This is a genomic window from Streptomyces sp. NPDC052043 (genome assembly GCF_044548235.1).
GTDB lineage: Bacteria > Actinomycetota > Actinomycetes > Streptomycetales > Streptomycetaceae > Streptomyces.
Genome location: NZ_JBIUBT010000004.1, coordinates 46,137 through 69,668, shown reverse-complemented (window position 1 = coordinate 69,668; position 23,532 = coordinate 46,137). Strand labels below are relative to the sequence as shown.

The window sequence follows — 23,532 nt, the reverse complement described above, 5'->3', positions numbered from 1 at the left end:
CCTTGAGGTGGGACGCGGTCGCTCACAGCTCCCCCATCCGCCGGATCACGGGCGCCACGCGCTGCACGCCGTGGCGGTAGGCGCCGCGGGCCGCATGGCGGAAGATCCGGCGCACCGGGCCGGGCGCCCGGTCGGCGGCGGGCGCGCCAGGCAGCGGGCCGCCGTCGGGGGCGAGGTGGTGGCGGGCGAGCACGCCGGGCAGGTAGCCGGGGGCGGTGACAGGGGTGTAGTAGGGCTTCAGCGGCGGGAGTTCACCGGCGCCGAGCAGTTCGTCGACGCGGTGGCGGGCCTGGTCGAAGGCGGCCTCGTAGGTGCCTCCGGTGGCGACGCCCTGGCGGGCCACCCACCACGGGTCGGGTTCCGGCTCGTACCCGTCGTCGAGCTGGTCCCAGGAGGCCAGGCAGCCGGACCCCACGAAGTGGTGGTTGCCGAGCGCCTCCCGCACCCCGAGGTCGGTCAGGACGACGGTGGGGATGCGCCGGTGCAGGGACTCCAGGGCGGCCGTGGAACTCACCGTGACCAGCAGGTCGGTGCGGTCCAGGACCTCGCCCATGTTCCCGTACACCAGGCGGAGGTTGGCGGGCAGGTCCTTGCGCTGGGCCAGCTTCTGGTACGGCAGTTCCTCGATGTGCGTGGTGTGCTCGCCCGGCTTGGAGCGGAGCTTGAGCAGCACCTCGCGCCCGGGGTGCCGGCGGGCGTGCCCGATCAGCCGGTCCAGCAGGTAGTCGCGGTCCGCGCGGGTCTGCGGCACGGAGGGCTGCGCGGCGAAGACGACCGTGTAGGGGTCGTCCTCCGCATGGTCCGGGGTGTGCGCGGCGCCGCCGAGGAACGGCAGCGCCACCTCGGTCACCGACGAGGCGTCGGCACCCACTCCCTCGTACACGGCCCGGAAACGTTCCGCGTCCTGGCGGGAGTTGGCGAGCACGAGGTCCGCGCCGTGCCGCAGCAGCAGGCCGTCGGTGAGCTTCTCGTAGACGACGCCGACGTAGCCGGTGACGACCACAGGCCGCTCGGTGCGTCCCTGCCAGGCGTGGGCCAGTCCGTGCAGCATCGCCTGGACCCCGCCGCCGACGAGGGAGAGCACGAGGACGTCGTACGGCTCCCGCGCCATCTCGCGCAGGAACTCGGCGGCGGTGACCTCACGCAGACGGTCCGCGCGGACACCGACCTCCTCGAGCTGGCGGGCGGTGGGGGTGGCACGGCCCCGCAGCAGGTAGCCGTCGAGGCGGATGTCCGGTTCACCCGAGTCGGGGGAAACACCGGCGGAAACCAAGCGGTCCGCCGTGAGCGCTCCCCATTTCCACCGGGTGTCGGAATCCGCGAGAACAGCGACTCGCCGGGACTTCTTCGCACTGGCTGGCACGCCGAAGACCGTAGGAAGGCATTTCTAGGAACCGCCCAACCCGAACGCAACAAACGGTTAACAGCACATCGCCGAATGGCGAATCGGGCCGCCGGCGGCCCGGAAGAAGGGCGGGTTCACAGCGCCGCCACGCGTCGTTCACCCAAACTCAAGCCGGCGGTAAAGGCGGCGGCGGGGCCGCGCCCTAACGTCACCCGCGTGGTCAAGCTCTCCGTCATCGTGCCGTTCTACAACGTCCGGCCCTACGCGTCCGACACTTTGAAGAGCTTGCGTGCGAACGCCCGCGAGGACTTCGAATTCATTCTCGTCGACGACTGCTCGCACGACGGGACGGCCGACGCTCTCGCGCGCGCGGAGCGCGAGCTGCCCGGGGCGGTGTACGTCAGACACGAGAAGAACGGCGGCATCGCGACCGCGCGCAACACCGGGATCGACACGGCGCGCGGCGAGTACCTGACCTTCCTGGACGGCGACGACTGGCTGGCGCCCGGCCACTACCCGCGGCTGGTCGCCGCGATCGAGGAGCTGGGCTGCGACTTCCTGCGCACCGACCATGTGCGGTGCACCGCGCGGACGCGCACGATCCAGCGGGTCCCGCACGGCCGGCGGGGCGAGGTGATGGACCCGAGGCGGGCGATCCTGCCCGCCGAACGCACCACTTCCGTCGACTACCCCTACGCGTGGGCGGGTGTCTACCACCGCCGGCTGGCCGACCGGGGGCTGCTGCACTTCACCGACGGTCTGCGCACGGCCGAGGACCGGCCGTGGATCTGGCGACTGCACCGGGAGGCGGAGTCGTTCGCCGTGGTGGGCCTGCCGGGCGTCTTCTACCGGCGCGGGGTGGGGGATTCCCTCACGCAGATCGGCGATGTGCGCCAGCTCGACTTCATCCGCGCCTTCGACCAGGTGATCGAGGAGACCGCGGCCGACCCCGAGGCCGACCGGCTGCTGCCGAAGGCGGTGCGCACCTACTGCGCGGTCATCGCCCACCACCTGTCGGGGATCGACAGGTTCGAGCCCTCGGTGGCCAGGCAGTTGCGGACCATGAGCGCCGCGGCGATCAAGCGGCTGCCGCAGGAGCTGCTCACCGACGTGCTCGACACCATGGATCTGAACCGTTCCGCCAGGCTGCGCCGACTGCGCCGCCGGACCTTCGCAGCGAAGGCGGCCTCCTGATGCCCCGCACCACCCGGATCCTCTGCGCCTCGACGCTGCACGGCGCGGCCACCCTGGCCGCCGCGATCGAGTCCGACCGCTTCCCCGGGGAGGACCGCCGCCTGCTGCTGGTGTGCAACACCGCCGCGACGCCGGAGACCACCCCCGCCGTCGACGAGATGCCGGGCTTCGCACCGCTGCGCGACCACTTCGACGGCGTACTGTCCTGGAACGAGGCGATCCGCCCCTTCCACCCCGGGGCCTGGTCCCCGCGCCCCGACGACCTCCCGCTGTTCGAGCGCCATCTGCGGCTGCTGTGGGACCTCGGCGACGACCGTGTGTCCCTGGTGACGGAGTCGCTCCGGGCCAACCCGGCCCTGGCCGTCGCCCAGTCGTTCCCCGACGCGCCCATCGACGTCTGCGCCGACGGGCTGACGGGCTACGGCCCCACGCCCGGCAAGATCGACCCGCTGGTCGGCACGCGGGTGCGGCGGCTGCTCCACCTGGACCTGGTCCCCGGGCTGACCCCGCTGCTGCTGACCGAGTTCGACGTGCCCGCGCACGCCCTGCCGGCCGACGCGTTCACGAAGGTGCTGAGTCGGATCGGCGACGCCGTGCCGCTTCCGCCGCTGCCCGAGCACGCCGCCCTCCTGCTCGGCCGGCGCCCGTCCGCGCCGGGCATCCTCTCCGCCGAGGAGGAGAAGCTGCAGGTGCGGATGGTGCGGGGCGCGGTCGCCCGCGGGCACCGCTCGGTCGTCCTCAAGCCGCACCCGACCGCTCCGGCCCGTCACAGCCGCGCCGTCGAGGCCGAGGCCGACCGGCTCGGCGTGGACCTCACCGTCCTGGACCTGCCCGTGCCCGCCGAGGTGCTGTTCGAGAAGGCCCGGCCCGCGCTGGTGGTGGGATGCTCCTCGACCGCGCTGTTCACCGCGTCCACGTTCTACGACCTGCCGACCGCCCGCGTCGGGACCGCGGCGCTCGTGGACCGGCTGACGCCCCACCGGAACAGCGACCGGATCCCGGCCGTCCTGGCCGACGCGGTACTGCCGGACCTGGAGCACGGCACGGGCGAGGAGGCCCTTCCCGCCGACGAGCTGAACGGCCTGCTCACCGCCGTCGGTTTCACCATGCAGCCGCAGATCCACCGGTTGCTGCGCCCGGCCGCGGAGCGTTACCTCGCGCGGCACCTGGGCCCGCGCACCCAGCGCTACTTCCCGCGCAAGCGGCTCACCTCGCTGGGGCTGCCCGGCGGCATCCCGAAGCAACTGGCGTTCCTGCCCCGCAACGCCGCGGCGCGCCGGATGGTGCGGCGGGCGCGGGCGCTGAAGAAGGCCGTGCGGGGCTGAGGGCCTGCGCGCGGTCGGCTGTTCAGGGGCGACTGTTTACTCGCTGTCCATCAGGAAGCCACTCGCGGCCCGTCACGCTGGGGCACATTCGTCGTCCGATCGGAGGACGGTGGAACGCATGTCGAACCCCCTGGCGGGACTGTTCAAGACACGGCAGAAGGAGACCGCCAGGCTGGACCTGTACGCCCAGGGCATGCGCCTGTGCGGTGAGTACCTCGCGGCGTGGGGCGACCCGCCCACGCCTCGGCACACCCGCCTGGCCCGGGCGATCGGCGTCTACGCCGCCTCCCTCGACACCCCGTCGGCCGATCCCTTCGACGCCCTGCTCAAGGTCGGCGAGCGCGCGCTGGAGGCCGGCGGGGACGGCGGGCTGGGCCTCGCCCTCGGCATGGCCGAGACATCGACCCGGGTCCGGCAGCGGTCCAGGGGGGCCTGGCGGCTGCGCGGCCTGGCCCTCGACGGGCTCGGCCGCGGCGACGAGGCGCTGGAGTGCTACGAGCGCCACCTCACGCTGCTGCAGGACACCGAGCCGGGGCAGGAGGTCGTGCGCAGGGTCGACACCCTGCGGCGCCGGCGGGCGTGCCTGGAGGCTGCCGCCGCGGTCTTCCCCCAGGCCGGCCCTTCGCTGCGCGAACTGCTCGGACAGCCCACCGCGGTCGCGGCGCCGGAGTTCGCCGCCTTCGTACAAGCGCGGGTGGCCGAGCACGGCGCCGGGGACCCCGCCGTGCGGCGCCTGCTGAAGCTGTACGGCACGTACCGGCGGCTCGTCGAGCGGGCGGCGGTGTCCGACCCGCTGCTCGACGGGACCACTCCGATCGGCGTCGGCGGGCTGCGCGGTCTGATCGAGGGGCGGACGGTGTGCCTGGTCCCGGACGCGGACGACGTCGCCGGGAGCGCGCTGGGCGCCGCGATCGACCGCTACGACCTGGTGGTGCGCTGCGACGCGTTCCGCCTCCGCGCGCAGGACACCGGCGAGCGCACCGACCTGCACGCCGTCTCGTTGCGGGGCGGCGCCCCCTGGGACGGGCCCTCCTGGACCCAGCCGGCCGGCATCCGGCTGGTGTTCGGCGACCCGGCCGCACGGTGGCGCCGCGCCACTCGGCAGCGGCTCGTGCCCGGAGCGCAGGAGCACGTCGGCGACGCGTCCCTGCGCCGGCCCCTGACCGACCCGGCGCTGTTGGGCGAGGACGGCTGGGAGACCGCGACCACCACCGCCTTCACCGTCCTCAGGCTCCTGGACTTCCTGGATGTCAGCCCCCGCCTGGACCTCATCGGCTTCGGTCTGCCCGGCCGGCTGCGGCCGAGGGAAGCCGAGTGGGTCATGGACCACGCGACACACGTCGACGACAGCAAGATGAGGATCGCCCTGCGATGACCCACTCCTTGGCGGACGACCGGAGCACCATCACCGGCAGACGCCGGATCGCGTTCGCCGTCCACACCGGCACCGAGCGCCTGTCCGGTCTGTCCACGCTGCTGCGCAGCCTGGCGCTGACCAACCCGAACGTGTGCGAGGACTTCGTGGTCCTGCACCCGGGGCCGGCCGACTCCTCGTTCGACGCGCTGCGCCGCCTGCACCCGCGTGTCGTCACGCGCCGGGCGGACGAACGCGCGGACCTCTTCCGGCTTCAGGGCTACGACACCGTCGTCGTCCTGAGCCCAGACATGGTCGTGCTCGGGGACATCGGTGAGCTGCTGCGGATGCGCCACGGGGTGGGCGCCGTCCCGCAGATGCTGTGCGACGAGGACGGCGGTGAGCGGCGTGCCGTCCTGCCCGGTGGCCTGCTGGTCGTCCAGCGCTCCGACGTGGACGAGGCCGTGGCGGCCCGGCTCGCCGGCGTCGCGGGCGACGGAGGTCAGGACCCCGTGCCGGCGGACGTCCTGGTTCCGCTGGACGCGCGGTACGACTTCCTCACCCATCGGCTCCACGACGACACGCCGGTGCCCGCGCACGTCGCCGTCCTCCACTTCACCGGCCCGTCCGACGCGCCCGGGTACGGTCCGGCCGCCGAGGCGCGGCGCCGCTTCGAGATGAGCGACGAGGAGTTCCGGGCGGCCTACTGCGCCCTGCCCGGCGACAAGCACCCCGACCTCCTGGCGCACTGCGCGCCGCCCCTGCTCGAGGCGCGTCCCTCCCTCGACCTGGTCCGTACGGTGGCCGACGTGTACCGCCGGCAGGGCCGCTACGACGAGGCCGTCGACGTCCTCGCCCCGGTCGTCGCCGACCGGCTGGACGCGCCCCGCTGCCAGGAGACGCTGGGCGTCTGCCTGATGGCGCTGTCGCGCTACGACGAGGCCGAGGCGCGTCTGCTGCTGGCGACCGCGTCCCCCGATGTCGCCCCGCGCGCCTTCGCCCAGCTCGCCCGCCTGGCGTGGCTGTGCGGGCGGGAGGAGGACGCGCACGCGTACGCCCGCGAGGGCCTGGACGCCGATCCCACCGACGCCGGGTGCCACAGCTGGTACACGCGCACCCGACCGGAGGACCCGGAACCGCGGCAGCCGGCCGCCGCCGCGGACCAGCTGGCGCACGTGGCCCTGTTCGCCGAGGGCCAGGAGAACGCCGGGGACAAGGTCCTGCCCGAGGCCGTGCGGATGTGCTTCGACACCGACACCGGCCCGCGCCGCTGGTACCAGCAGCCGGTGCACCGGCTGGTCGACGAAGCGGCGCTGGAGCAGCTGAACGCGCGGCGCGGGGTGATCGTGGGTGGCGGCGGGCTGTTCCTCCCGGACACCTCCCCCAACGGCAACAGCCACTGGCAGTGGAACGTCCCGGACGGGATCCTGGCCCGGATCACCGCGCCCCTGGCGGTGTTCGCGGTCGGCTACAACGTGTTCGACGGACAGCTCTACCGCCGCGGCCGGTTCGCCGAGAGCCTGCGGGCGCTCGTCGAACGGTCGGCGTTCTTCGGGCTGCGCAACCACGGCTCGATCGAGCGGGTCCGCGAGCTGCTCCCCGGGGAGCTGCGCGACCGGGTGCGCTACCAGCCCTGCCCGACCACGGTGGCGCGCCACCTCCTGCCGGGCCGGTTCGACCCGGCGGAGCGGTCCGACACCGTCCTGCTCAACTGCGCCTACGACCGCGCGGGGCTGCGCTTCGGCCATGACTACGGCCACTTCCTCGCCCAGATGGCGACCGCGCTGCGCGAGCTGCGGGAGCGGACCGATGTGCGCTACGCGGCCCATATGCCGGCCGACGAGAAGTTCGTGCACGACCTGCGCCGGGAGCACGGCATCGGCCTGCCCGTGGAGCCGCTGTACGACATGTCGAACGACACCGTCCGCGACCTGTACGGCCGGGCGCGGCTGGTGATCGGCATGCGCGGGCACGCGGGGATGATCCCCTTCGGCTGCGGCACCCCGATCCTCAGCCTCGTCTCCCACCCGAAGCTCGCCTACTTCCTGTCCGACATCGGCCGCGAGGAGTGGGGGCTGTCCGTGCACGACCGGGAACTCGGCCCCCGGCTCACGGAGCGGGCGGCGGCGCTCCTCGACGACCACGCGGCCGCGGTGGCGGACGTGCACGACGCGCAGAAGTTCCTGTGGGAAACCACCCGGTCGAACATCGACGAGCTCCAAGAGGCCTTCGGCCGGGCGTGAGACACCAAGAATTCATCGCTGATGTGCGCGGAATTCACCTCCGCGCCTCGGGTGGCACCGCCCCCTTCGCCAGCATCGTCAGCCTGTCCCCATCCGACCTTCGAGCGTGAGAGGCCCACGTGCCGAGACTGTCCGTTGTCGTCCCCATGCACAATGTGGGAGCGTTCGCCGAGAGCACGCTGCGAAGCCTCACCAACAACGCGGATCCCGACTTCGAGTTCCTGCTCGTCGACGACTGCTCCACCGACTCCACTCCCCAGGTGATCGACCGCTGGGCGGAGAGGCATCCGGGTGCCAGGGTGATCCGGCACGAGAAGAACATGGGCATCGCCCAGGCGCGCAACAGCGGTATCGACGCGGCGCAGGGCGAGTTCATCACCTTCCTCGACGGCGACGACTGGTACGGACCGGGCCACCTCGCCGAACTGGTGCGCGCCATGGACGAGCTGGGCTGCGACTTCGCCCGCACCGACCACGTCCAGGCGACCGGCACCGAGCGCGTGGTCCGGCGCCCCCCGGCGCCGGTGCGCGACACCGTGATGGATCCGCGCGACGGAATAGCGCCGGCCGACACGGAGACGATGGTCGACTACCCCTTCGTCTGGGCGGGGATCTACCGCCGGCACCTCTTCGACGACGGCGGTATGCGCTTCGCGACCGAACTCCGCACCGCCGAGGACCGGTTGTGGATCTGGCGACTGCACCTGAAGGCCAGGACGTACGCCTCCCTCGGTGTGCACGGCGTGTTCTACCGGCGGGGCGTCGCGACCTCGCTCACCCAGATCAGGGACTCCCGTCAGCTGGACTTCATGCCGGCCTACGACACACTGCTCCAGGATCTGCTGCGGGATCCGGAGAGCGAGCGTTTCCTCCCCAAGGCGGTACGGACCTACTGCGCCATGATCGCCTTCCACATCGGCAAGGCGAACGAGTACGAGCCCGCGACGGCCCGGCTCCTGCGGAGTGAGGCGAGGGCCGCGCTGCACCGCATGCCCGGGGACACGCTCGAGGAGACCCTCACCACCATGGACAGCACTCGGAGCAGGTTGCTCAGCCGCCTGCGTGACGGGCGGAAGGCTGCCTGAACCATGCCCCGCAAGACCCAGATCTTCCAGGTCTCGACCCTCTACGGAGCGGCCACTCTCGCCGCGGCGCTCGACGCGGGCCTGTTCGGACCGCGCGACGGAGCCCGGCGCGTCCTGCTGGTCTCCAACAACGCCGCCGTGCCGGAGACGGCCCTGCGCCTCGACGAGATGCACGGCTACGAGCGCATAGCCGGCCGGTTCGACTCGGTGGTCAGCTGGAACGAGGCGATCAGCCCGTACCACCCCAGCGCCTGGGGTCCGCGGGGGAACGACACGGTGGTGTGGCAGCGGGCGTTCCGTCTGCTGTGGGGCATCGGCGAACGGGACCTGGTCGAGCTCGCCGTCGAGTCGATCCAGGTGAACCCGGCCCGCGCGCTGGCGGCGATCTTCTCCGAGAGCGCCGTCCATGTGTACGCCGACGGCCTCATGAGCTACGGCCCGACCCGGGACAAGCTGCCGCTGACCATCGCGTGCCGCATCCGGCGACTGCTCCACCTCGACCTGATCCCCGGCCTGGAACCGCTGCTGCTGTCCGAGTACGGCGTCGAGCCCGAGATCGTCCCGGACCAGGCGTTCCGCGGCGTGCTCGACGAGATCTCCCAGGACGCGGCGGACGACCCGCGGTTGGCACCCGTCCTCCAGGAGGCGCCGACGGCGGTGCTGCTCGGCCAGTACCTGGCGGCGATCAACATCCTGAGCGCCCAGGAGGAGGAGGACCTCCACGTCCGCATGCTGACCGGGGCCGTGCGCGCCGGGCACCGGTCCGTGGTCTTCAAGCCCCATCCGACGGCGCCCGCCGGCTACTCGGCGGCGCTGAGCAAGGCGGCGGCGGACGCCGGCGTCCGGCTCACCGTGCTGGACGCGCCGCTGCTGGCCGAGACGCTCTACCACCACTGCCGTCCCGAACTCGTCGTCGGCTGCTTCTCGACGGCGATGGTGACCGCCTCCGCCTACTACGACGTGCCGGTCGCGCGGGTCGGGACCGCGCAGGTGATGCGGCGTCTCAAGCCCTACCCGAACAGCAACCGCGTGCCCCTGGCCGTGGTCGACCATCTGGTGCCCGACCTGGAGCGCGAGGAGACCCCGGCTCTGATCGGCACGGCCCCCGAGACGTTGTCACCGCTGGTCCGGGCGATCGGTTTCTGCATGCAGCCCAAGGCGTACCCGAGGCTGCGGGAGTCGACGGCCGACTGGCTGCGGAGCAACCTGGCCGGCAGCCCCGGCCACTACTTCCCCGAGCTGCGGCTGGCCGAACTCGGCCTTCCCGGCAGCCGGCCGCGATCGCGCGCGAAGCTCCAGGTGAGCCGTGCGAAGCGCGTGGTGCGCAGGGCGGTACGGCGCGGCGCCCGGATGGGGTGACGCGGGCGGAGGGCCGTCTCCTTCACCCGCCCGTCCCACCGGTCCCACCGGTCCCACCCGCCCCGGACGGCCAACCGAGTCCCACCGGACGCAACGGCGCCATCCGCTCTTCAACTCCCGTACACCGGACTTCCCGAGAGTTGCGCAGTGCCCAATGACATAGCCGTACACGTGCCGCAGCAGAGAAGCGCCTCGTCCGAGCAGGCCGCCCCACCGCGGGAACACCGCTTCGACGTCGACCTGATGCGGCTGGTCTGCTCCGCCATGGTCATGCTGGGACACACGGGCGCCCAGTTCATCAAGTCCACCGGCAACAACCCGGCGGGCGGCTCCGGATCGTACTGGGCGGGACACGTGGTCGAGGGGATCCACGCCTTCGCCGTTCCCACGTACTTCGCGATCGCCGGCTGGGCCGTGCTGGTCGGCGCGCCCCCACGCGACAGCGCCCGGATGTGGAAGAGGATCGTCCGCAACACCGTTCCGCTCTTCGTGTGGACGGCGGTCTACCTGGTGTGGGCCTGGCTGCGGGACCGCAACGAGCGGCCGATGACCGAGCTGGCGGTGGACTCCCTCTTCGGCTCCGTGCGGCCCGCCTATCACCTGTGGTTCATGTACAGCTACATCCCGATCACCGCGCTGCTCGCGTTCGCGATGCTGGTCAAGGCCGGGAAGCGGCCCTGGGGGCTGGGAGCGGCGCTGCTCGGCATCGCGGTCGCGCCGAGTGTGCTGACCACGCTCTCCGAGGTCACGCATCACAGAACGCCGACGGTGACCTGGGGATTCGGCACCTATTCGCTGGTGTACGCGGTCGGGGGCGCGTTCCTGCTGGCCCTCCCGGCCGGGGTCGTACGGTGGCGCTGGCCGCTGTTCGTCCTGACGCCGCTCGCCATGGCCGGGTGCCTCTGGTACAACACGCAGGTCCATTACGTGATCCCCAACGCACACCTGTTCGTCGCTGTCCTGACCCTCTGCGTGCTGCTCCTGATCAACAGGATCCGGATCCCGGAGAAGCTGCGGCCGCTCCTGCAGAAGCTGGCCGGTGCCGCGCTCGGCGCGTACATGGTGCATGTGCTGTTCGTCGAGGAGGTCGTCGCCCCGCTGGTGTCGCCGGACCTGAGCGGACCGGTGGCGGGACTGCTCCTGGTCGGTCTGCTGGTCACGGTCATGGCCCTGTCGTTCAGCGCCAGCCTGCTGTGGGGCAGGCTGAACCTGCGGCGCCTGCTCGGCTGAACCGGCCGCCCCTGCACGCACATCGAAAGGCCCCGCCCCGCCCGGACGACCGGACTCACGGGGGCGGGGCCTTCCCGCGTCCCCAGGGCGCCCGGCTCACCGGGATCCCGCGATGGCGACGCCGCCCGCAGGCAATCCGCCGCGCTACACGCTCGACAGCGACAGCTTCACCGCGAAGCCAAGGAACAGGGCGCCCGCCGCCGACGTCGCCCCCGCCGACAGGCGCCTGCGGCGGCGGAAGGCGGCGGCGAACTTCGTGCCGCCGAAGATCAGGGCGCTGAGGTAGAGGGAGCTGGCCAGCTGGAGCAGGGCGCCGAGGAGAACGAAGGAGAGGGCCGGGTAGGCGTAGGCCGGGTCGACGAACTGCACGAAGAAGGCGATGACGAACAGGATCGCCTTGGGGTTGAACAGGCTGACGAGGAAGGCGCGCCGGAACGGCCGCTCGTCGGCGACCGCCGGGGCGGAGTCCTCGACCGCCGCCGTCTCGCGTCGCGTCCGCCACATCCCCCAGCCGGCCCGCAGCATGCCGACCGCGAGCCAGGTCAGATACCCGGCGCCGGCGTACTTCACGATCCCGAACACCACCGGGTTCGCCTTCAGCAGGGAGGCGGCCCCGGCCGCCCCCAGCGTCATGAGCACGGTGTCCCCGCACCAGACGCCCGCCGCGGCGGTGTACCCGGCGCGTATCCCGCGCCGGGCGGCGACGGAGAGCACGTACAGCGAGTTGGGGCCGGGGAGCAGGACGATGAGGACGAGCCCTGCCAGATAGGTGGGGAGGTGGATGACTCCGAACATGGCAAGGAGTGTCGCACGCGGATCCGGCGCCGCGGTGCCGGATTCCGGGGGACGAGACGGGTGGTCCGGCCGCCCCTTCGGCGCGGGGCGGCCGTCGCTCAGAACGCGTCGCTCGGCACGTAGTTGCCCCACACCTCGCGCAGCGCGTTGCACACCTCGCCGACCGTCGCCCGGGCCCGCAGCGCGTCCTTCATCGGGTACAGGACGTTGTCCTCGCCCTTGGCGGCCTTCTTCAGGGCGGACAGGGCCGTGTCCACCGCCGTCTGGTCACGCTCGGCGCGCAGCCTGGCCAGGCGTTCGGCCTGCTGGGCCTCGATGGCGGGGTCGACGCGGAGCGGCTCGTAGGGCTCCTCCTCGTCGAGTTCGAAGCGGTTGACGCCGACCACGACCCGCTCGCCGGAGTCGGTCTCCTGGGCGATGCGGTAGGCGCTGCGCTCGATCTCCTGCTTCTGGAAGCCGTGCTCGATCGCCGAGACCGCCCCGCCGAGGTCCTCGACCTTCCGCATCAGCGCGACGGTGGCCGCCTCGACGTCGTCCGTCATCTTCTCGACGACGTAGGACCCGGCGAACGGGTCCACCGTCGCGGTCACGTCCGTCTCGTACGCCAGGACCTGCTGGGTGCGCAGGGCCAGACGCGCGCTCTTGTCGGTGGGCAGCGCGATGGCCTCGTCGAAGGAGTTGGTGTGCAGCGACTGGGTGCCGCCCAGAACCGCCGCCAGGCCCTGGACGGCGACCCGGACCAGGTTCACCTCGGGCTGCTGCGCCGTCAGTTGCACGCCCGCCGTCTGCGTGTGGAAGCGCAGCATCAGCGACTTGGGGTTCTTCGCGCCGAACTCCTCCTTCATCACACGCGCCCAGATCCGGCGGGCCGCGCGGAACTTGGCGACCTCCTCCAGGATCGTCGTACGGGCGACAAAGAAGAACGACAGGCGCGGGGCGAAGTCGTCGACGTCCATGCCGGCCGCGACCGCCGTGCGGACGTACTCGATGCCGTCGGCGAGGGTGAACGCGATCTCCTGCGCGGGGGACGCGCCCGCCTCGGCCATGTGGTAGCCCGAGATCGAGATCGTGTTCCACTTGGGGATCTCGGCCCGGCAGTACTTGAAGATGTCCGCGATCAGCCGCAGGGAGGGCTTGGGCGGGAAGATGTACGTCCCGCGCGCGATGTACTCCTTCAGCACGTCGTTCTGGATCGTGCCCGTCAGCCGGTCGGCGCCGACCCCCTGCTCCTCCGCCACCAGTTGGTACAGCAGGAGCAGGAGCGCCGCGGGGGCGTTGATCGTCATCGACGTCGACACCTTGTCCAGCGGGATGCCGCCGAACAGCACCCGCATGTCGTCGATCGAGTCGATGGCCACGCCGACCTTGCCGACCTCGCCGTGCGCGATCGGCGCGTCGGAGTCGTGGCCCATCTGAGTGGGCAGGTCGAAGGCGACGGACAGGCCCATCGTGCCGTTGGCGATCAGTTGCTTGTAGCGGGCGTTGGACTCGACCGCCGTGCCGAAACCGGCGTACTGGCGCATGGTCCAGGGGCGGCCCGTGTACATGGTGGGGTACACACCGCGGGTGAACGGGTAGGTCCCCGGCTCGCCCAGCTTCTCGGCCGGGTCCCAGCCCTTCAGGGCGTCCGGTCCGTAGACCGGCTCGATGGGCAGCCCCGACTCCGACTCGCGCGCCATGGTGTGTGCCTCCGCGTTTCCTTGTTACTCGCCGGTTACCCGCCAGTACCGCCAACTCCCGCCACGGACTGTAGCGGCGGCCGTGCGTCGGGTGGAGTGCCCCCGGCTGGGAGCTATCTCACAGCCGGGAACATCGTTCTGTCTCCCCACCTTGCCCCCTGGTTCGCCACCCGTCACGTGCGGGGAGACATTCCGGTGTACCGGCGGCCGCGGGCACCGGTGAGACAACGGGGGGGCGCCATGCGGAGCAGGGGCACGAGGACAGCGGTCGCCGCCGTCGCGGCGGCCGCGGCACTGGCCGTCGTGTGCGGCTGTACGGTGCAGCCCCCGGACGCGGACGGGCGGCCGCGCTCGCCGGTGCACATCGAGATCCCGGACACCGGGTCGCCCGGCGGCCGCACCACGGCTCCCGGCGGCCGCACCACCGCCCCCGGCGACGCGGGCGAGGGCGGGACCCCGGGCCGCGCCACCGCCCAGGTCCTGTGGTCCCGCGGCGACAGCGGCCGTGACGTGCGCGAACTCCAGGCCCGGCTGCGCCAGATCGGCTGGCTGTTCGACGGGCCCACCGGGTCCTACGACGACCTGACCGAACAGGCCGTCAAGGGTTTCCAGGGCAAGCGCGGACTGCCGCGGACGGGGCGGACCGACACGGTCACCTGGCAGCGGCTGCTGGGGATGACGCACGAGCCGGGCCGCTGGGAGCTGTACCTGATGGGCGGGCAGCCGGCCGGCCCGCCCGACGCGCGCTGCCTGAACGGCCGGGTGCTGTGCATCGACAAGACCACCCGGACGCTGCGCTGGATGGTGGACGGGCGGACGCTCTCGACGATGGCGGTGCGGTTCGGAACGGAGTACACACCCACCCGCGAGGGTGTGTTCCGGGTCTACTGGAAGTCGCGGCACCATGTCTCGACGCTCTACGACTCCCCCATGCCCTACGCGCTGTTCTTCAGCGGCGGCCAGGCCGTGCACTACTCCTACGACTTCGCGGCGCGCGGCTACGCGGGCGGCTCGCACGGGTGCGTCAACGTGCGGGACGAGGCGGCGGTCTCGCGGCTGTTCGCTCAGGTGCGGGTCGGCGACAGGGTCGTCGTGCACTGGTGACCCGCGAGGCGGGGCAGGGCGGGCAGCTTGGGGAGAGTGGCGCGGGAGGAGGACTGGGGGCGCGGGCGGGACCGGGGGAACGTGTCCCGCCCGCGCCGAAATGCACGAGCCGTGGGTACGGGGGGAACCCCGGCTCTGTGCGGTGGCCGATGACCAGTCGGCTCACTCAGTACTGCGCCGGTGCCGCGGAAAACGTCACACCCCATGGGGAGAATGTTGCCGGCGGAACGAATCCGCAGGTCACAGCGGCAGCAGGCGGAGCGTCACAGAGCGCTCCCGGTGGGGTCGGGCGACGGCGTCGAGGGCGGGTCCGGCTGCTCCCGCTGCTCCGGCTGCTCCGGGACCGACCGGGCGACGCTCGGGGACCGCGTGGCGGGCGCCATGGGTGCGAGGCTCTTGCGAAGGCCGCGGTCGTCGCCGCCGCGGCCGTCTCTGTCGCCTCCTGGGTCGCCTCCCTGGTCGTCGCCCTGCTCCCCCTGGCCGTCCTGGCCCTTCCCGCCGCTCTGACCGCTCTGGCCGCTCTGGCTCTGGCCGCTCTGGCCGCCCTGGTTCTCGCCCCGGTCGCCGCCGCCCTTGCCGCCGGACCGGCCGTCGGCCGCCTTCAGGACACCCCGGCAGTACGTCCACACGCGCGCGGAACCGCCGGCCGCCCCCTCCAGGTCGCGCCGGCGGTCGGAGTCCAGGCTCCTGCCGTCGCGCAGATCGCGGCAGGACGACACCAGCCCCTTCCCGCCGTCGTCCAGGGCGCCCTGCCCGTCGCCGGAGCCGGCGGAGGCGTCGTGGCCGGGAGCGGCGCCGTCCTCGCGTGCGGTGCTCCCCGTGTCGCCGTCGGGGGCGCCGACCGTGGCGCCGCCGGGCGTCGGCGTGCCGGGGCCACCGCCCGTGTTGCCGCCGGGCGAGGGCGACACCAGCGGGCGTTCCGGCGCCGCCGGGACGGAGACGGAGATGCCGGGCGCGGGTTCGTCGCCGCCGAACGGCGTCGGCAGCACACCGGTCGTGGCCGCCGCCGCGACCCCGCCGACCGCGCCCGCGGCCAGCGCGGCCGACACCGCGAGGCGTACCGGTCGGCCCCGGTGCCGCGGCCCGGCACGCCGGGGCCGCCCTCCCGTACGGCCACGCGCGTGCGTGCCGATCCGGACGAGACCGACGTCGTCGGAGACCGCGGGAAACGGACGGGGGTCCGCGCCGGTCTCCTCGGCGGCCCGCTCGTCGGCCCGCTGGGCACGCGCCTTGCGGAAGGCGGCCAGCGCGGCGGCCTCACCGGGCAGCACGGCGTCGGCGGGGTACGCGGGGGCGGGTGAGGAGGCGCGAGACGCGGCCGGGTCCGGGAAGGCCCGGGCGGCCGGAGGAGGCGAGTACGACTCGGCGGACAGGGCGCCGAGCGCCTTGGCGAGCCGTTCGGCCTGGTGACGGACAGTGATGTCGACGGTGTCCAGTGGCTCCCCGCGCAGCAGACGCTCCGCCGTGTCGCGGTCCAGCCACCCGTGCTGCTCCTCGGCCATCACATGTCCTTCTGCGTCCGGGCCCGCGTATGCGTCACACCGGCGGACGTCACCGCGCGGCCCCGCGGTTCTCGCGGAGGCGGCAGCGCCTCGAGTTCACTGGGGGATTGCGGATCGTCACCGAGGAGTTCCGCGAGCCGTTTCAGACCGCGGTGCGCGGCGGTGCGCACGGCACCGGGACGCTTGCCGAGCGTCTGAGCCGCGGTCTTCGCGTCGAGACCCACGACCACGCGCAACACCACGGCCTCGGCCTGGTCCTGCGGGAGTCGGGCGATGAGCGAGAGGGTGCTGTCGGTGGCCAACGCCTCCATGGCCTCGCCCGCGGTGTCGGACTCCGCGGCCCGGCCGGCCAGTTCCGTCTCGTCGCCGCCGATCGCGGGGCGGCGGCCGCGCATGCGTATGTGGTCCAGGGCGCGGTTGCGGGCGATCCGGGCTGCCCAGCCGCGGAACCGGTCGGCGTCCCCGCTGAACCGCTCCAGATCGCGGGCGATCTGGAGCCAGGCCTCGGACGCCACGTCCTCGGCGTCCGGATCGCCGACCAGCGTGCGTATGTATCCGAGCAGCCGCGGGTGCACGGCACGGTACACAGTCCGGAACGCGGTCTCGTCCCCGTCCTGCGCCGCGAGCACCGCGGCGGTCAGCTCCGCGTCGTCCCCCAGCACCCGTGGTGCCCTTCCTTGCGACTGAACCGGCATCGCTGTCGCGGACCGGGCTCTGGCCGTCGTGGTTCCTCAGTTGATGGTTGCGGTGTTCGAGGCGGCAGATCGCTGCGGTGGCCATGCCCGCCACGCCTCGGCGCGAAAGGCACGTTACGGCCTCAAACCGCCTGCCGTCCATGACCGTACAACGTGCGACCAACCGGAGCCGGGGCGAGGTGTGACAGAAACCGCACCCTCGGCGCTGTAAGGAATACGGGCCGCGCGGCCCGTGCCGCGCGACGGCCGGGGCCTCTCCTGTGGGGGGTGGCGGCCCCGGCCGTTGCCTCGGTGCTCATGGCTCTCCCGCCCCGCCCGGGGCCTCCTCCTCGAGCTGCCGCGCCAGCCGTTTCAACCCCCGGTAGGCGGCGGTGCGCACGGCGCCCGGCCGTTTGCCGAGGACGCGCGCGGCGGTGGGGCCGTCGAGGCCGACGACGACCCGCAGCAGTACGGCCTCGGCCTGGTCGCGGGGCAGCCCGCGGACGAGGTCGAGGGCGCGCTCGGTGGTCACGGACTCCAGGGCCTGGTCATACGTGCTGTACGGACCGGGCAGCTCCAGGACGTCCTGTTCGAGCGCGGCGGCCCGGGGCCGCACCCGTTTGCGGCGCAGATGGTCGAGCGCCCGGTGCCGGGCGATGGTCGCCGTCCAGCCGCGAAAGCCCGCCCCGTCGCCCCGGAACCGGCCGAGGTCGCGCGCGATCTCCAGCCACGCCTCGGACGCCACGTCCTCGGCGTCGTCGCCGACGAGACCGCGCAGATACCCGAGCAGTCCCGGCTGCACGGCCCGGTACGCGACGGCGAAGGCCTCCTCGTCGCCTTCCTGGGCCCGCGCGACGGCCGCACCCAACTCCCCGTCGTACGCGTGCGCGCGGCGGGGTTCCCCTCCCTGGCCCAAGAACCGTCCTCGTCCGTAGCGAGTCCCCAGACGTGCCCACCACCCACCGGCCGTGTCCACGCCTCCACGGTCATCAGCGTCGGCTCCCACAGAAGTGTCACAGCCGGTCAGCAGGCCCGCGGCCATGGCTCAGGTCCGCCCGGTCCCCATCGCGTCCCGGCACAGCAGCCGCAGCGATCCCTGGCCCGTGAAGCACCGCCCGGCCTCCTCCATGGGGTCCCACAGCCGCCCGTCCGCGGTGCGCACCCAGTGCTCGCCGCCGCTCACCCACCACTCGGCGCCGCCGCCGTGACGGACGATCACCTCACCGGCGTACGCGCCGAATCCGCGCAGCACGCTCCGTACGGCCGCGTGCGGGGTGCCCTCGCGCCGAAGCTCTCCGATCGTCCGGTCGACGCGCCACAGGCTCTGCGCCGAGTAGTCAAGGCGCAGCCGAGCGCCCTCGCGCATCGCCGTCACGGTGTCCGCCGCCCACCGCACCGGTTTGGTGGCGGCCTGGGGCCTGCTCTGCTGCTGAGTCGTCACATGCTGGGCTGTCACATAGGGAAGAGCGCGATCCGCCCGCGGTTCGTCACCCGTGATCGCGGCCCGGGCGGCAACCGGCGCAGGACCACCGCACCGCGCCCGCAGGACGCTCACAGATCCCCGCCACGCCGCCGGCCCGCCCGGGGCCCCGGCTCACACCCGGCCGCGGGCCCGGCGGGACACCACCGCCCGCAGGACGCGGCGCCCCTCCGTGGAGACCTCCAGGGCCTGGCGGAGTCCGGCACGACCGTGCCCGGCGAGCAGTTCCAGGACGGTGATCTGGCGGCGCAGCTCTCCGGCGACCAGCGGCGACATGCCCTCGGCGGGCCCCGGAGCGGGGTTCCCGGCGGCGCGGACGGAGTCGAGCGCCTCGGGGAGGGAGTCGGCGGGGGCGCCGTCCTCGGCCGGGTCGAGGAGCCGGTGGATCTGGAGCGAGGCGACCGAGCAGGCGTCCGCCCACTGCCGCACCTCGGCCGCGGACCGGGCGGCCGGCGCGGCGGCCAGCATCCGGCGGGCCAGCAGCACGGCCTCGTCCCCGGCGCCCTCGGCATCCTCCTCGCCCAGCGGGTCCAGCGCGTCCAGGGCGCCGCGCGCCTGCTCCAGCCGCTCGGCCCAGTCGCCCCCCGGGGAGGGGGCGGAGTCCTCGGCGAGGCTCCCCCACAGCGGCCGCAGGACCTCGTCGTCGCCTCCGAGCAGAGGCACGCACCGGTCCAAACAAGCCAGTCCGCTGGCGGCCAGTCCGCGCTCGTCGGCCTGCGCGATCAGTTCCACCAGGCTCATCCACGCCTCCTCAAAGGGCGCCGACCTCAACGGAGCCCGCACTTGCCCTTACTGCGTGCGATCGGCCGGTAGTTTCACACGGGTCGCACGCGGAGTCGAGCAAGTTGGCATAAGAAAAGGTTTCGGCCAAAGACCGGGGCCGGCGGTCGAGGTCGGCGGACGGCGCGTGGAAGCGAGGTCAGACCGCGGCCGGCACCGCTCCCCGCAGCGCCTTCTCGTGCTGCATACGGGTCAGCCGGAGCACGACGAAGACGGCGAGCACGGCGGCGACGAGGTCGAGGACGTCGCTGAACATCATCTCCCCGGCGGCGGAGTGCAGGTCGTCGGCCTCGACGGCGTGGTCGTAGTCGAGGGCGGCGAGCCGGCCGGCCATCAACCCGATGACCCACACCGTCCACCAGGTGTTGACCAGCGCGTTCGACCTGGGCCCGGCCGCAGGGCTGCTGGCGTCCCAGATGTCCACGGCGATCCTGCGCGGGAACCACAGGCTGACGACCGGGGTGAACCACGCGCCGATCGCCCAGCCGCGCTTCATGCGGTGCCCGAAGGGGTCGAAGACCTCGGCGTTGACCCGCACCCGGTAGAACCAGCACAGGAAGACGGCACAACTGGCGAGCAGCGTGAGCAGCTGGGCGACACCCGCGACGGCGTAGAACAGGTCGGCGTCGTCGGCCCGCCGCGTCAGGTCCGCGCCGACCGCGCCGCTCATGAGGTCGCCCGAGACGTCGTACATCACGACGTCCGTCCAGACGGCGAACAGGTCGGCGGCGGCGGCGAGGAGGAGCATCGCGGCGGCGGCCCGGCCGAGTCCGACCGGCGAGCGCAGCCAGGCGGGCGGCACCCCCGCGTACGGCGGGGCGGGCGGCATCCCCGCGTTCGGTGGGCCGGGCGGCATCCCCGCGTTCGGTGGGCCGGGCGGTACCGGAGCGGCCGAGCAGCCGGTGCACAGGGTGCCGCCCGGTACGGCCGCGAAGTGGTGACAGCGTGCGCAGATCATGGTGGGTCCCCCCAGGGTGTCTCAGTGGAGCCGGCGGCTCCCCCCGGAGCCCCGAGCGCGGCACCCGGAACCTACGGCTCCCAACCCTCGAACGTCCACTCGATTCGGCGTCAGCCCAGTTTGTCCGCGAGCTCCTTGAACTCGGCCCAGGACATCGCCGGTTCGCCCGGGTCCCACAGCTTCTGGACGGTCGCCCGCAGCGGCATCCGGATGCCGGCCGCCACCTGGTCCTGGGTCTGGGAGTTCGCCAGGTCGCACCACACGGCGAACGAGCCGCCCAGAATCTGCGCGTCGTACCGGGCGGGCACCGCCTCGGTGCCGCGCAGCACGCGCGGGTTCCACTTCTCGTAGATGCGCCGGCCGTCCGGGTAGACGAAGGTCTGCGGCTCGCCGAGGACGTAGTAGAGGAACTCGTCGTTGTAGTTGAGCACCTTCCGCCCGGCGTCCAGGTACTCGGTCGGTTGCCGGGCGCCGTACTCCTTGCCCGTCCAGTAGGCGACCTCGATGTCCCGGTCGGGCGAGAGGGACGAACTCCGGAAGAAGCCGTCGTTCCAGGCGCGCGGGGTGCGGTCCTGTCCGCGGACGGTGGCGGCGCGGTCGTTGAGCCAGGCCGTCGTCAGGTCGGCCACGTTGCCGCCGGAGCCGTGGGCCTTCCGCGCGGCGGCGGCCAGCTGCGGGTAGGCCGCCTGGGGGTCGCGCGCGGCCAGCGCCTGGTACTCGTCGCCGCCGAGGTGCCAGAAACCGCCGGGGAAGAGGGCCGCGTACTCGTCGAGCAGGTCGTCGACGATCGCGGCGGACCGGGGCTCGGAGATGTCGACGGCGCCGCGCGTGGCCACGCCCGGCCCGTTGCGCAGCTGCGTCTCGGGGTGGGCGGCGATCACCGCGCCGAGGTGGCCGGGCGAGTCGATCTCGGGGACGACGGTGATGTGCCGGCTCGCGGCCAGGTCGACCAGCCGCTTGACCTCGGCCTTGGTCAGGTGGTCCGCGGAGACGACCTCCGGGTGCGTGTCGGACTCGATGCGGAAGCCCTGGTCGTCGGAGAAGTGCAGGCCGAGCTCGTTGAACTTCAGGTCGCCGAGTTCCCGTACGCGGTCCTCCAGCCAGGCGGCCGTGAACGGCTTGCGGGCGATGTCCACCATGAAACCGCGCCGCGGTTTGGCCGGCGCGTCCTTGACCACCCCCTCCGGGGCCGTGCCGCCGCCGTGCACCTCCTGCTTCAGGGTGCGGGTGCCGTAGAAGACGCCCGCGTCGGCCGGCCCGCTGATGGTCACCCGGCCGTCACGCACGGTCATGGTGTACGACTCGGGGTTCCGGCCCTCGCCGCCCTTGTCCAGCGCCAGCCGCAGGTCCCCCGGGCGCTCGTCGTCGCGCCGGCCGGAGTAGGCCAGTCCGAGTTCGCTCGCTATCAGCTTCCCCTCGTCGGCGAGGGAGGCGTCGCCCACCACGACCCGGGACCCGGACTGCGGGCGCCAGCCGGGACCGCGGGCCGCGGTGTGGGAGCGCACGGCGGGAATGGTCCGGGGTGCCTGCGACAGCGGGTAGGCGCGGGTGGGGCCGGGGCTCGCCGAGCCGGCGGACCGGTCCGGGCCGCCCGCCGCCGCGTCCGCCGGGGATCCGTCGCCCCCGAAGGACCACAGGGCCAGTCCGATGCCCAGGGCGACCGCGGTCGCGAACGCGCCGCCGACGACAGTCCGCGTGCCCCGCGGCTTGCGCGCCGAAGCCCGGCGTCTGTGCTTGCTCACCCGGCCAACCTAACGGCCCATGACCGCCGAACGTGTCCACCGCACGTTCTCAAACTCTCCCGTCCGGGTGAAATTCAGCCACTCGTCGAACACGTCATGAGCACACCCGATACCGTAGCGGCACATCTCTCACGGACTCCCCTGCCGACCTCCCGCCGACCTAGGACCCACGCTGCCCGCGCAGAACCTGGAGCACTTCAACACCGCCCCCGCCGCCGAGGCCCACCGGACCCTCCTGACTTGCCTGCGCAGCCCTCGCTGGGCCCGCCTCGTCGCCGCCCACCGCCCGTATCCGGACCTGTCGTCCCTCCTGGCGGCGGCGGACGAGGCGACGTACGACCTGGGCCCCGAGGGACTGGCCGGGGCCCTGGCGGAAGAACCCCCGCCGTCCCTGCCCGCCGGCACCTACGCGGCCGCCTCCACGGCCCTGAGCGCCGCCTACGCCGCCTACGAGGCCAGATTCGGCCACACCTTCGTCATCTGCCTGGACGGCACCGCCCCGGACGAGACCCTGGACCGGGTCCTGCCGGCGATCCGGTCCCGTCTGGCCCACGAGCCGGAGGACGAGCGGGCGATCGCCCGGGAAGAGCTGCGAAGGCTGGCGAACGGGCGGCTGCGGGGCCTTCTGGGCGCCGTCACTGAGCCGTCCGTGCACCTTTGAGAGCGACTTCGATCACACGGGCGGACCCCCCGTAAGGCCCCGGTCAGCACGTCGGTACGATACTGGGGGCCGGTGGACCGTACCCGGCCGGGCCCGACCGACCGTGAAGCCGGTGCGGCCCTAGTCCCCGCTCCCGGAGGGTTCTTCCGTGCCGGCTGGAACGCTGTACCGCGGCCGGGAAGGAATGTGGTCCTGGGTGGCTCACCGAGTCACCGGCGTCCTCATCTTCTTCTTCCTGTTCGTTCATGTGCTGGACACCGCACTCGTGCGTGTGTCTCCCGAGGCCTACGACAAGGTCGTGGCCACCTACAAGACGCCGATCGTCGCCGTACTCGAGTACGGGCTGGTCGCCGCCATCCTCTTCCACGCACTCAACGGCCTGCGTGTCATCGCCGTCGACTTCTGGGCCAAGGGCGCCCGGTACCAGAAGCAGATGCTGTGGACCGTGGTCGGCGTCTGGGTCCTGCTCATGATCGGGGCGATCTACCCCGTCCTCGGCCACGCCGCTCGTGCGGTATTCGGGAGCTGACGCGCATGTCCACCACTGAAACCACCGCTTCCGGCGTTGGCCCGGTCGAGGGCGGCTCCGTCTACGGCGTGGACAACCCCGCCCCCCTCATCGAGGCCCCGCGCCAGCGGACCAAGAAGACCCCGAAGTCGACCCGGGGCAACTTCGAGCTGTACGGCTGGCTGTTCATGCGGCTGTCCGGCATCGTCCTGGTCGTCCTCGTCCTCGGCCACCTGCTGATCCAGCTGGTCCTCGACGGCGGCGTCTCCAAGATCGGCTTCGCCTTCGTCGCGGGCCGCTGGGCCTCCCCCTGGTGGCAGGTCTGGGACCTCGCCATGCTGTGGCTGGCGATGCTGCACGGCTGCAACGGCCTGCGCACGGTCATCAACGACTACGCGGAGCGCGCCAACACGCGCCTGTGGCTGAAGGCACTGCTCTACACCGCCACGGTGTGGACCATCCTGCTGGGCACGCTGGTGATCTTCACCTTCGACCCGAACATCCGCTAGGCCCC

General features: G+C 72.8%; 21 protein-coding genes. 11 read left to right on the top strand and 10 right to left on the bottom strand.

Features of this window, described 5'->3' with window-relative positions; translation table 11 throughout:
* Window positions 1–22: 22 nt before the first annotated feature.
* Complete coding sequence (locus ACIHCX_RS11565) at window positions 23–1,363, bottom strand: DUF6716 putative glycosyltransferase (protein WP_400028743.1); 1,341 nt, start codon at window positions 1,361–1,363, stop codon at window positions 23–25.
* 198 nt (window positions 1,364–1,561) lie between these two features.
* On the opposite strand from ACIHCX_RS11565, the gene ACIHCX_RS11560 reads away from it, so the two are divergent.
* The 7 genes from ACIHCX_RS11560 to ACIHCX_RS11530 all read left to right on the top strand — a co-directional run bounded on the left by ACIHCX_RS11560 (window position 1,562) and on the right by ACIHCX_RS11530 (window position 11,135).
* Window positions 1,562–2,539 (top strand): glycosyltransferase family 2 protein, encoded by a 978-nt coding sequence (locus ACIHCX_RS11560; RefSeq protein ID WP_400028742.1) that lies wholly within the window; start codon window positions 1,562–1,564, stop codon window positions 2,537–2,539.
* Window positions 2,539–3,864 (top strand): polysialyltransferase family glycosyltransferase, encoded by a 1,326-nt coding sequence (locus ACIHCX_RS11555; protein ID WP_400028741.1) that lies wholly within the window; start codon window positions 2,539–2,541, stop codon window positions 3,862–3,864. Before ACIHCX_RS11560 ends, ACIHCX_RS11555 begins: the two co-directional genes overlap by 1 nt.
* Window positions 3,865–3,982: 118 nt before the next feature.
* Window positions 3,983–5,239 (top strand): hypothetical protein, encoded by a 1,257-nt coding sequence (locus ACIHCX_RS11550; RefSeq protein ID WP_400028740.1) that lies wholly within the window; start codon window positions 3,983–3,985, stop codon window positions 5,237–5,239.
* A complete protein-coding gene (locus ACIHCX_RS11545) occupies window positions 5,236–7,461 on the top strand; it encodes a polysaccharide pyruvyl transferase family protein (protein WP_400028739.1) in 2,226 nt (741 codons plus the stop codon). Before ACIHCX_RS11550 ends, ACIHCX_RS11545 begins: the two co-directional genes overlap by 4 nt.
* A gap of 119 nt (window positions 7,462–7,580) precedes the next feature.
* Complete coding sequence (locus tag ACIHCX_RS11540; protein ID WP_400028738.1) at window positions 7,581–8,546, top strand: glycosyltransferase family 2 protein; 966 nt, start codon at window positions 7,581–7,583, stop codon at window positions 8,544–8,546.
* Window positions 8,547–8,549: 3 nt separating this feature from the next.
* Entirely contained in the window at window positions 8,550–9,905 is a 1,356-nt protein-coding gene (locus tag ACIHCX_RS11535; protein WP_400028737.1) for a polysialyltransferase family glycosyltransferase, read from the top strand.
* 171 nt (window positions 9,906–10,076) lie between these two features.
* Complete coding sequence (locus tag ACIHCX_RS11530; protein WP_400028736.1) at window positions 10,077–11,135, top strand: acyltransferase; 1,059 nt, start codon at window positions 10,077–10,079, stop codon at window positions 11,133–11,135.
* Window positions 11,136–11,279: 144 nt separating this feature from the next.
* Here ACIHCX_RS11530 and leuE read toward each other — a convergent pair whose 3' ends face one another.
* Both leuE and ACIHCX_RS11520 read right to left on the bottom strand, forming a co-directional pair.
* The gene (gene leuE, locus ACIHCX_RS11525) at window positions 11,280–11,930 is read right to left on the bottom strand and encodes a leucine efflux protein LeuE (protein WP_400028735.1); all 651 of its coding nucleotides are present in this window, start codon (window positions 11,928–11,930) and stop codon (window positions 11,280–11,282) included.
* A gap of 98 nt (window positions 11,931–12,028) precedes the next feature.
* Entirely contained in the window at window positions 12,029–13,609 is a 1,581-nt protein-coding gene (locus ACIHCX_RS11520; RefSeq protein WP_400028734.1) for a methylmalonyl-CoA mutase, read from the bottom strand.
* Between the two features lie 240 nt (window positions 13,610–13,849).
* Here ACIHCX_RS11520 and ACIHCX_RS11515 point away from each other — a divergent pair, with 240 nt between their 5' ends.
* Window positions 13,850–14,713: a L,D-transpeptidase family protein gene (locus ACIHCX_RS11515; protein WP_400028733.1), complete on the top strand. Its 864-nt coding sequence runs from the start codon at window positions 13,850–13,852 to the stop codon at window positions 14,711–14,713.
* A gap of 263 nt (window positions 14,714–14,976) precedes the next feature.
* Here ACIHCX_RS11515 and ACIHCX_RS11510 read toward each other — a convergent pair whose 3' ends face one another.
* The 7 genes from ACIHCX_RS11510 to ACIHCX_RS11480 all read right to left on the bottom strand — a co-directional run bounded on the left by ACIHCX_RS11510 (window position 14,977) and on the right by ACIHCX_RS11480 (window position 21,849).
* Window positions 14,977–16,215 carry an extensin gene (locus ACIHCX_RS11510; protein WP_400028732.1) on the bottom strand — a complete coding sequence of 413 codons (1,239 nt, stop codon included), beginning with the start codon at window positions 16,213–16,215 and terminating at the stop codon, window positions 14,977–14,979.
* Complete coding sequence (locus ACIHCX_RS11505; protein WP_400028731.1) at window positions 16,215–16,877, bottom strand: RNA polymerase sigma factor; 663 nt, start codon at window positions 16,875–16,877, stop codon at window positions 16,215–16,217. The genes ACIHCX_RS11510 and ACIHCX_RS11505 overlap by 1 nt, the downstream gene beginning before the upstream one ends.
* A gap of 328 nt (window positions 16,878–17,205) precedes the next feature.
* On the bottom strand, window positions 17,206–17,805 hold the full coding sequence (locus ACIHCX_RS11500) for an RNA polymerase sigma factor (protein WP_400028730.1): 600 nt from the start codon (window positions 17,803–17,805) through the stop codon (window positions 17,206–17,208).
* Between the two features lie 129 nt (window positions 17,806–17,934).
* Complete coding sequence (locus tag ACIHCX_RS11495; RefSeq protein ID WP_400028729.1) at window positions 17,935–18,330, bottom strand: hypothetical protein; 396 nt, start codon at window positions 18,328–18,330, stop codon at window positions 17,935–17,937.
* A gap of 153 nt (window positions 18,331–18,483) precedes the next feature.
* Window positions 18,484–19,110 carry a hypothetical protein gene (locus ACIHCX_RS11490; RefSeq protein ID WP_400028728.1) on the bottom strand — a complete coding sequence of 209 codons (627 nt, stop codon included), beginning with the start codon at window positions 19,108–19,110 and terminating at the stop codon, window positions 18,484–18,486.
* Window positions 19,111–19,288: 178 nt separating this feature from the next.
* Window positions 19,289–20,107, bottom strand: a complete 819-nt coding sequence (locus ACIHCX_RS11485) for a DUF4328 domain-containing protein (RefSeq protein WP_400028727.1) — start codon at window positions 20,105–20,107, stop codon at window positions 19,289–19,291.
* Window positions 20,108–20,217: 110 nt separating this feature from the next.
* The gene (locus ACIHCX_RS11480) at window positions 20,218–21,849 is read right to left on the bottom strand and encodes a glycoside hydrolase family 20 protein (RefSeq protein WP_400028726.1); all 1,632 of its coding nucleotides are present in this window, start codon (window positions 21,847–21,849) and stop codon (window positions 20,218–20,220) included.
* A gap of 124 nt (window positions 21,850–21,973) precedes the next feature.
* On the opposite strand from ACIHCX_RS11480, the gene ACIHCX_RS11475 reads away from it, so the two are divergent.
* The 3 genes from ACIHCX_RS11475 to ACIHCX_RS11465 all read left to right on the top strand — a co-directional run bounded on the left by ACIHCX_RS11475 (window position 21,974) and on the right by ACIHCX_RS11465 (window position 23,527).
* Window positions 21,974–22,510, top strand: coding sequence for a 2-oxo-4-hydroxy-4-carboxy-5-ureidoimidazoline decarboxylase (locus ACIHCX_RS11475; protein ID WP_400029212.1), 537 nt, complete (start codon window positions 21,974–21,976; stop codon window positions 22,508–22,510).
* 148 nt (window positions 22,511–22,658) lie between these two features.
* Window positions 22,659–23,039 carry a succinate dehydrogenase, cytochrome b556 subunit gene (gene sdhC / locus ACIHCX_RS11470; protein WP_388473617.1) on the top strand — a complete coding sequence of 127 codons (381 nt, stop codon included), beginning with the start codon at window positions 22,659–22,661 and terminating at the stop codon, window positions 23,037–23,039.
* A 5-nt stretch (window positions 23,040–23,044) separates the two neighbouring features.
* Complete coding sequence (locus ACIHCX_RS11465; RefSeq protein WP_400028725.1) at window positions 23,045–23,527, top strand: succinate dehydrogenase hydrophobic membrane anchor subunit; 483 nt, start codon at window positions 23,045–23,047, stop codon at window positions 23,525–23,527.
* Window positions 23,528–23,532 lie beyond the last annotated feature (5 nt).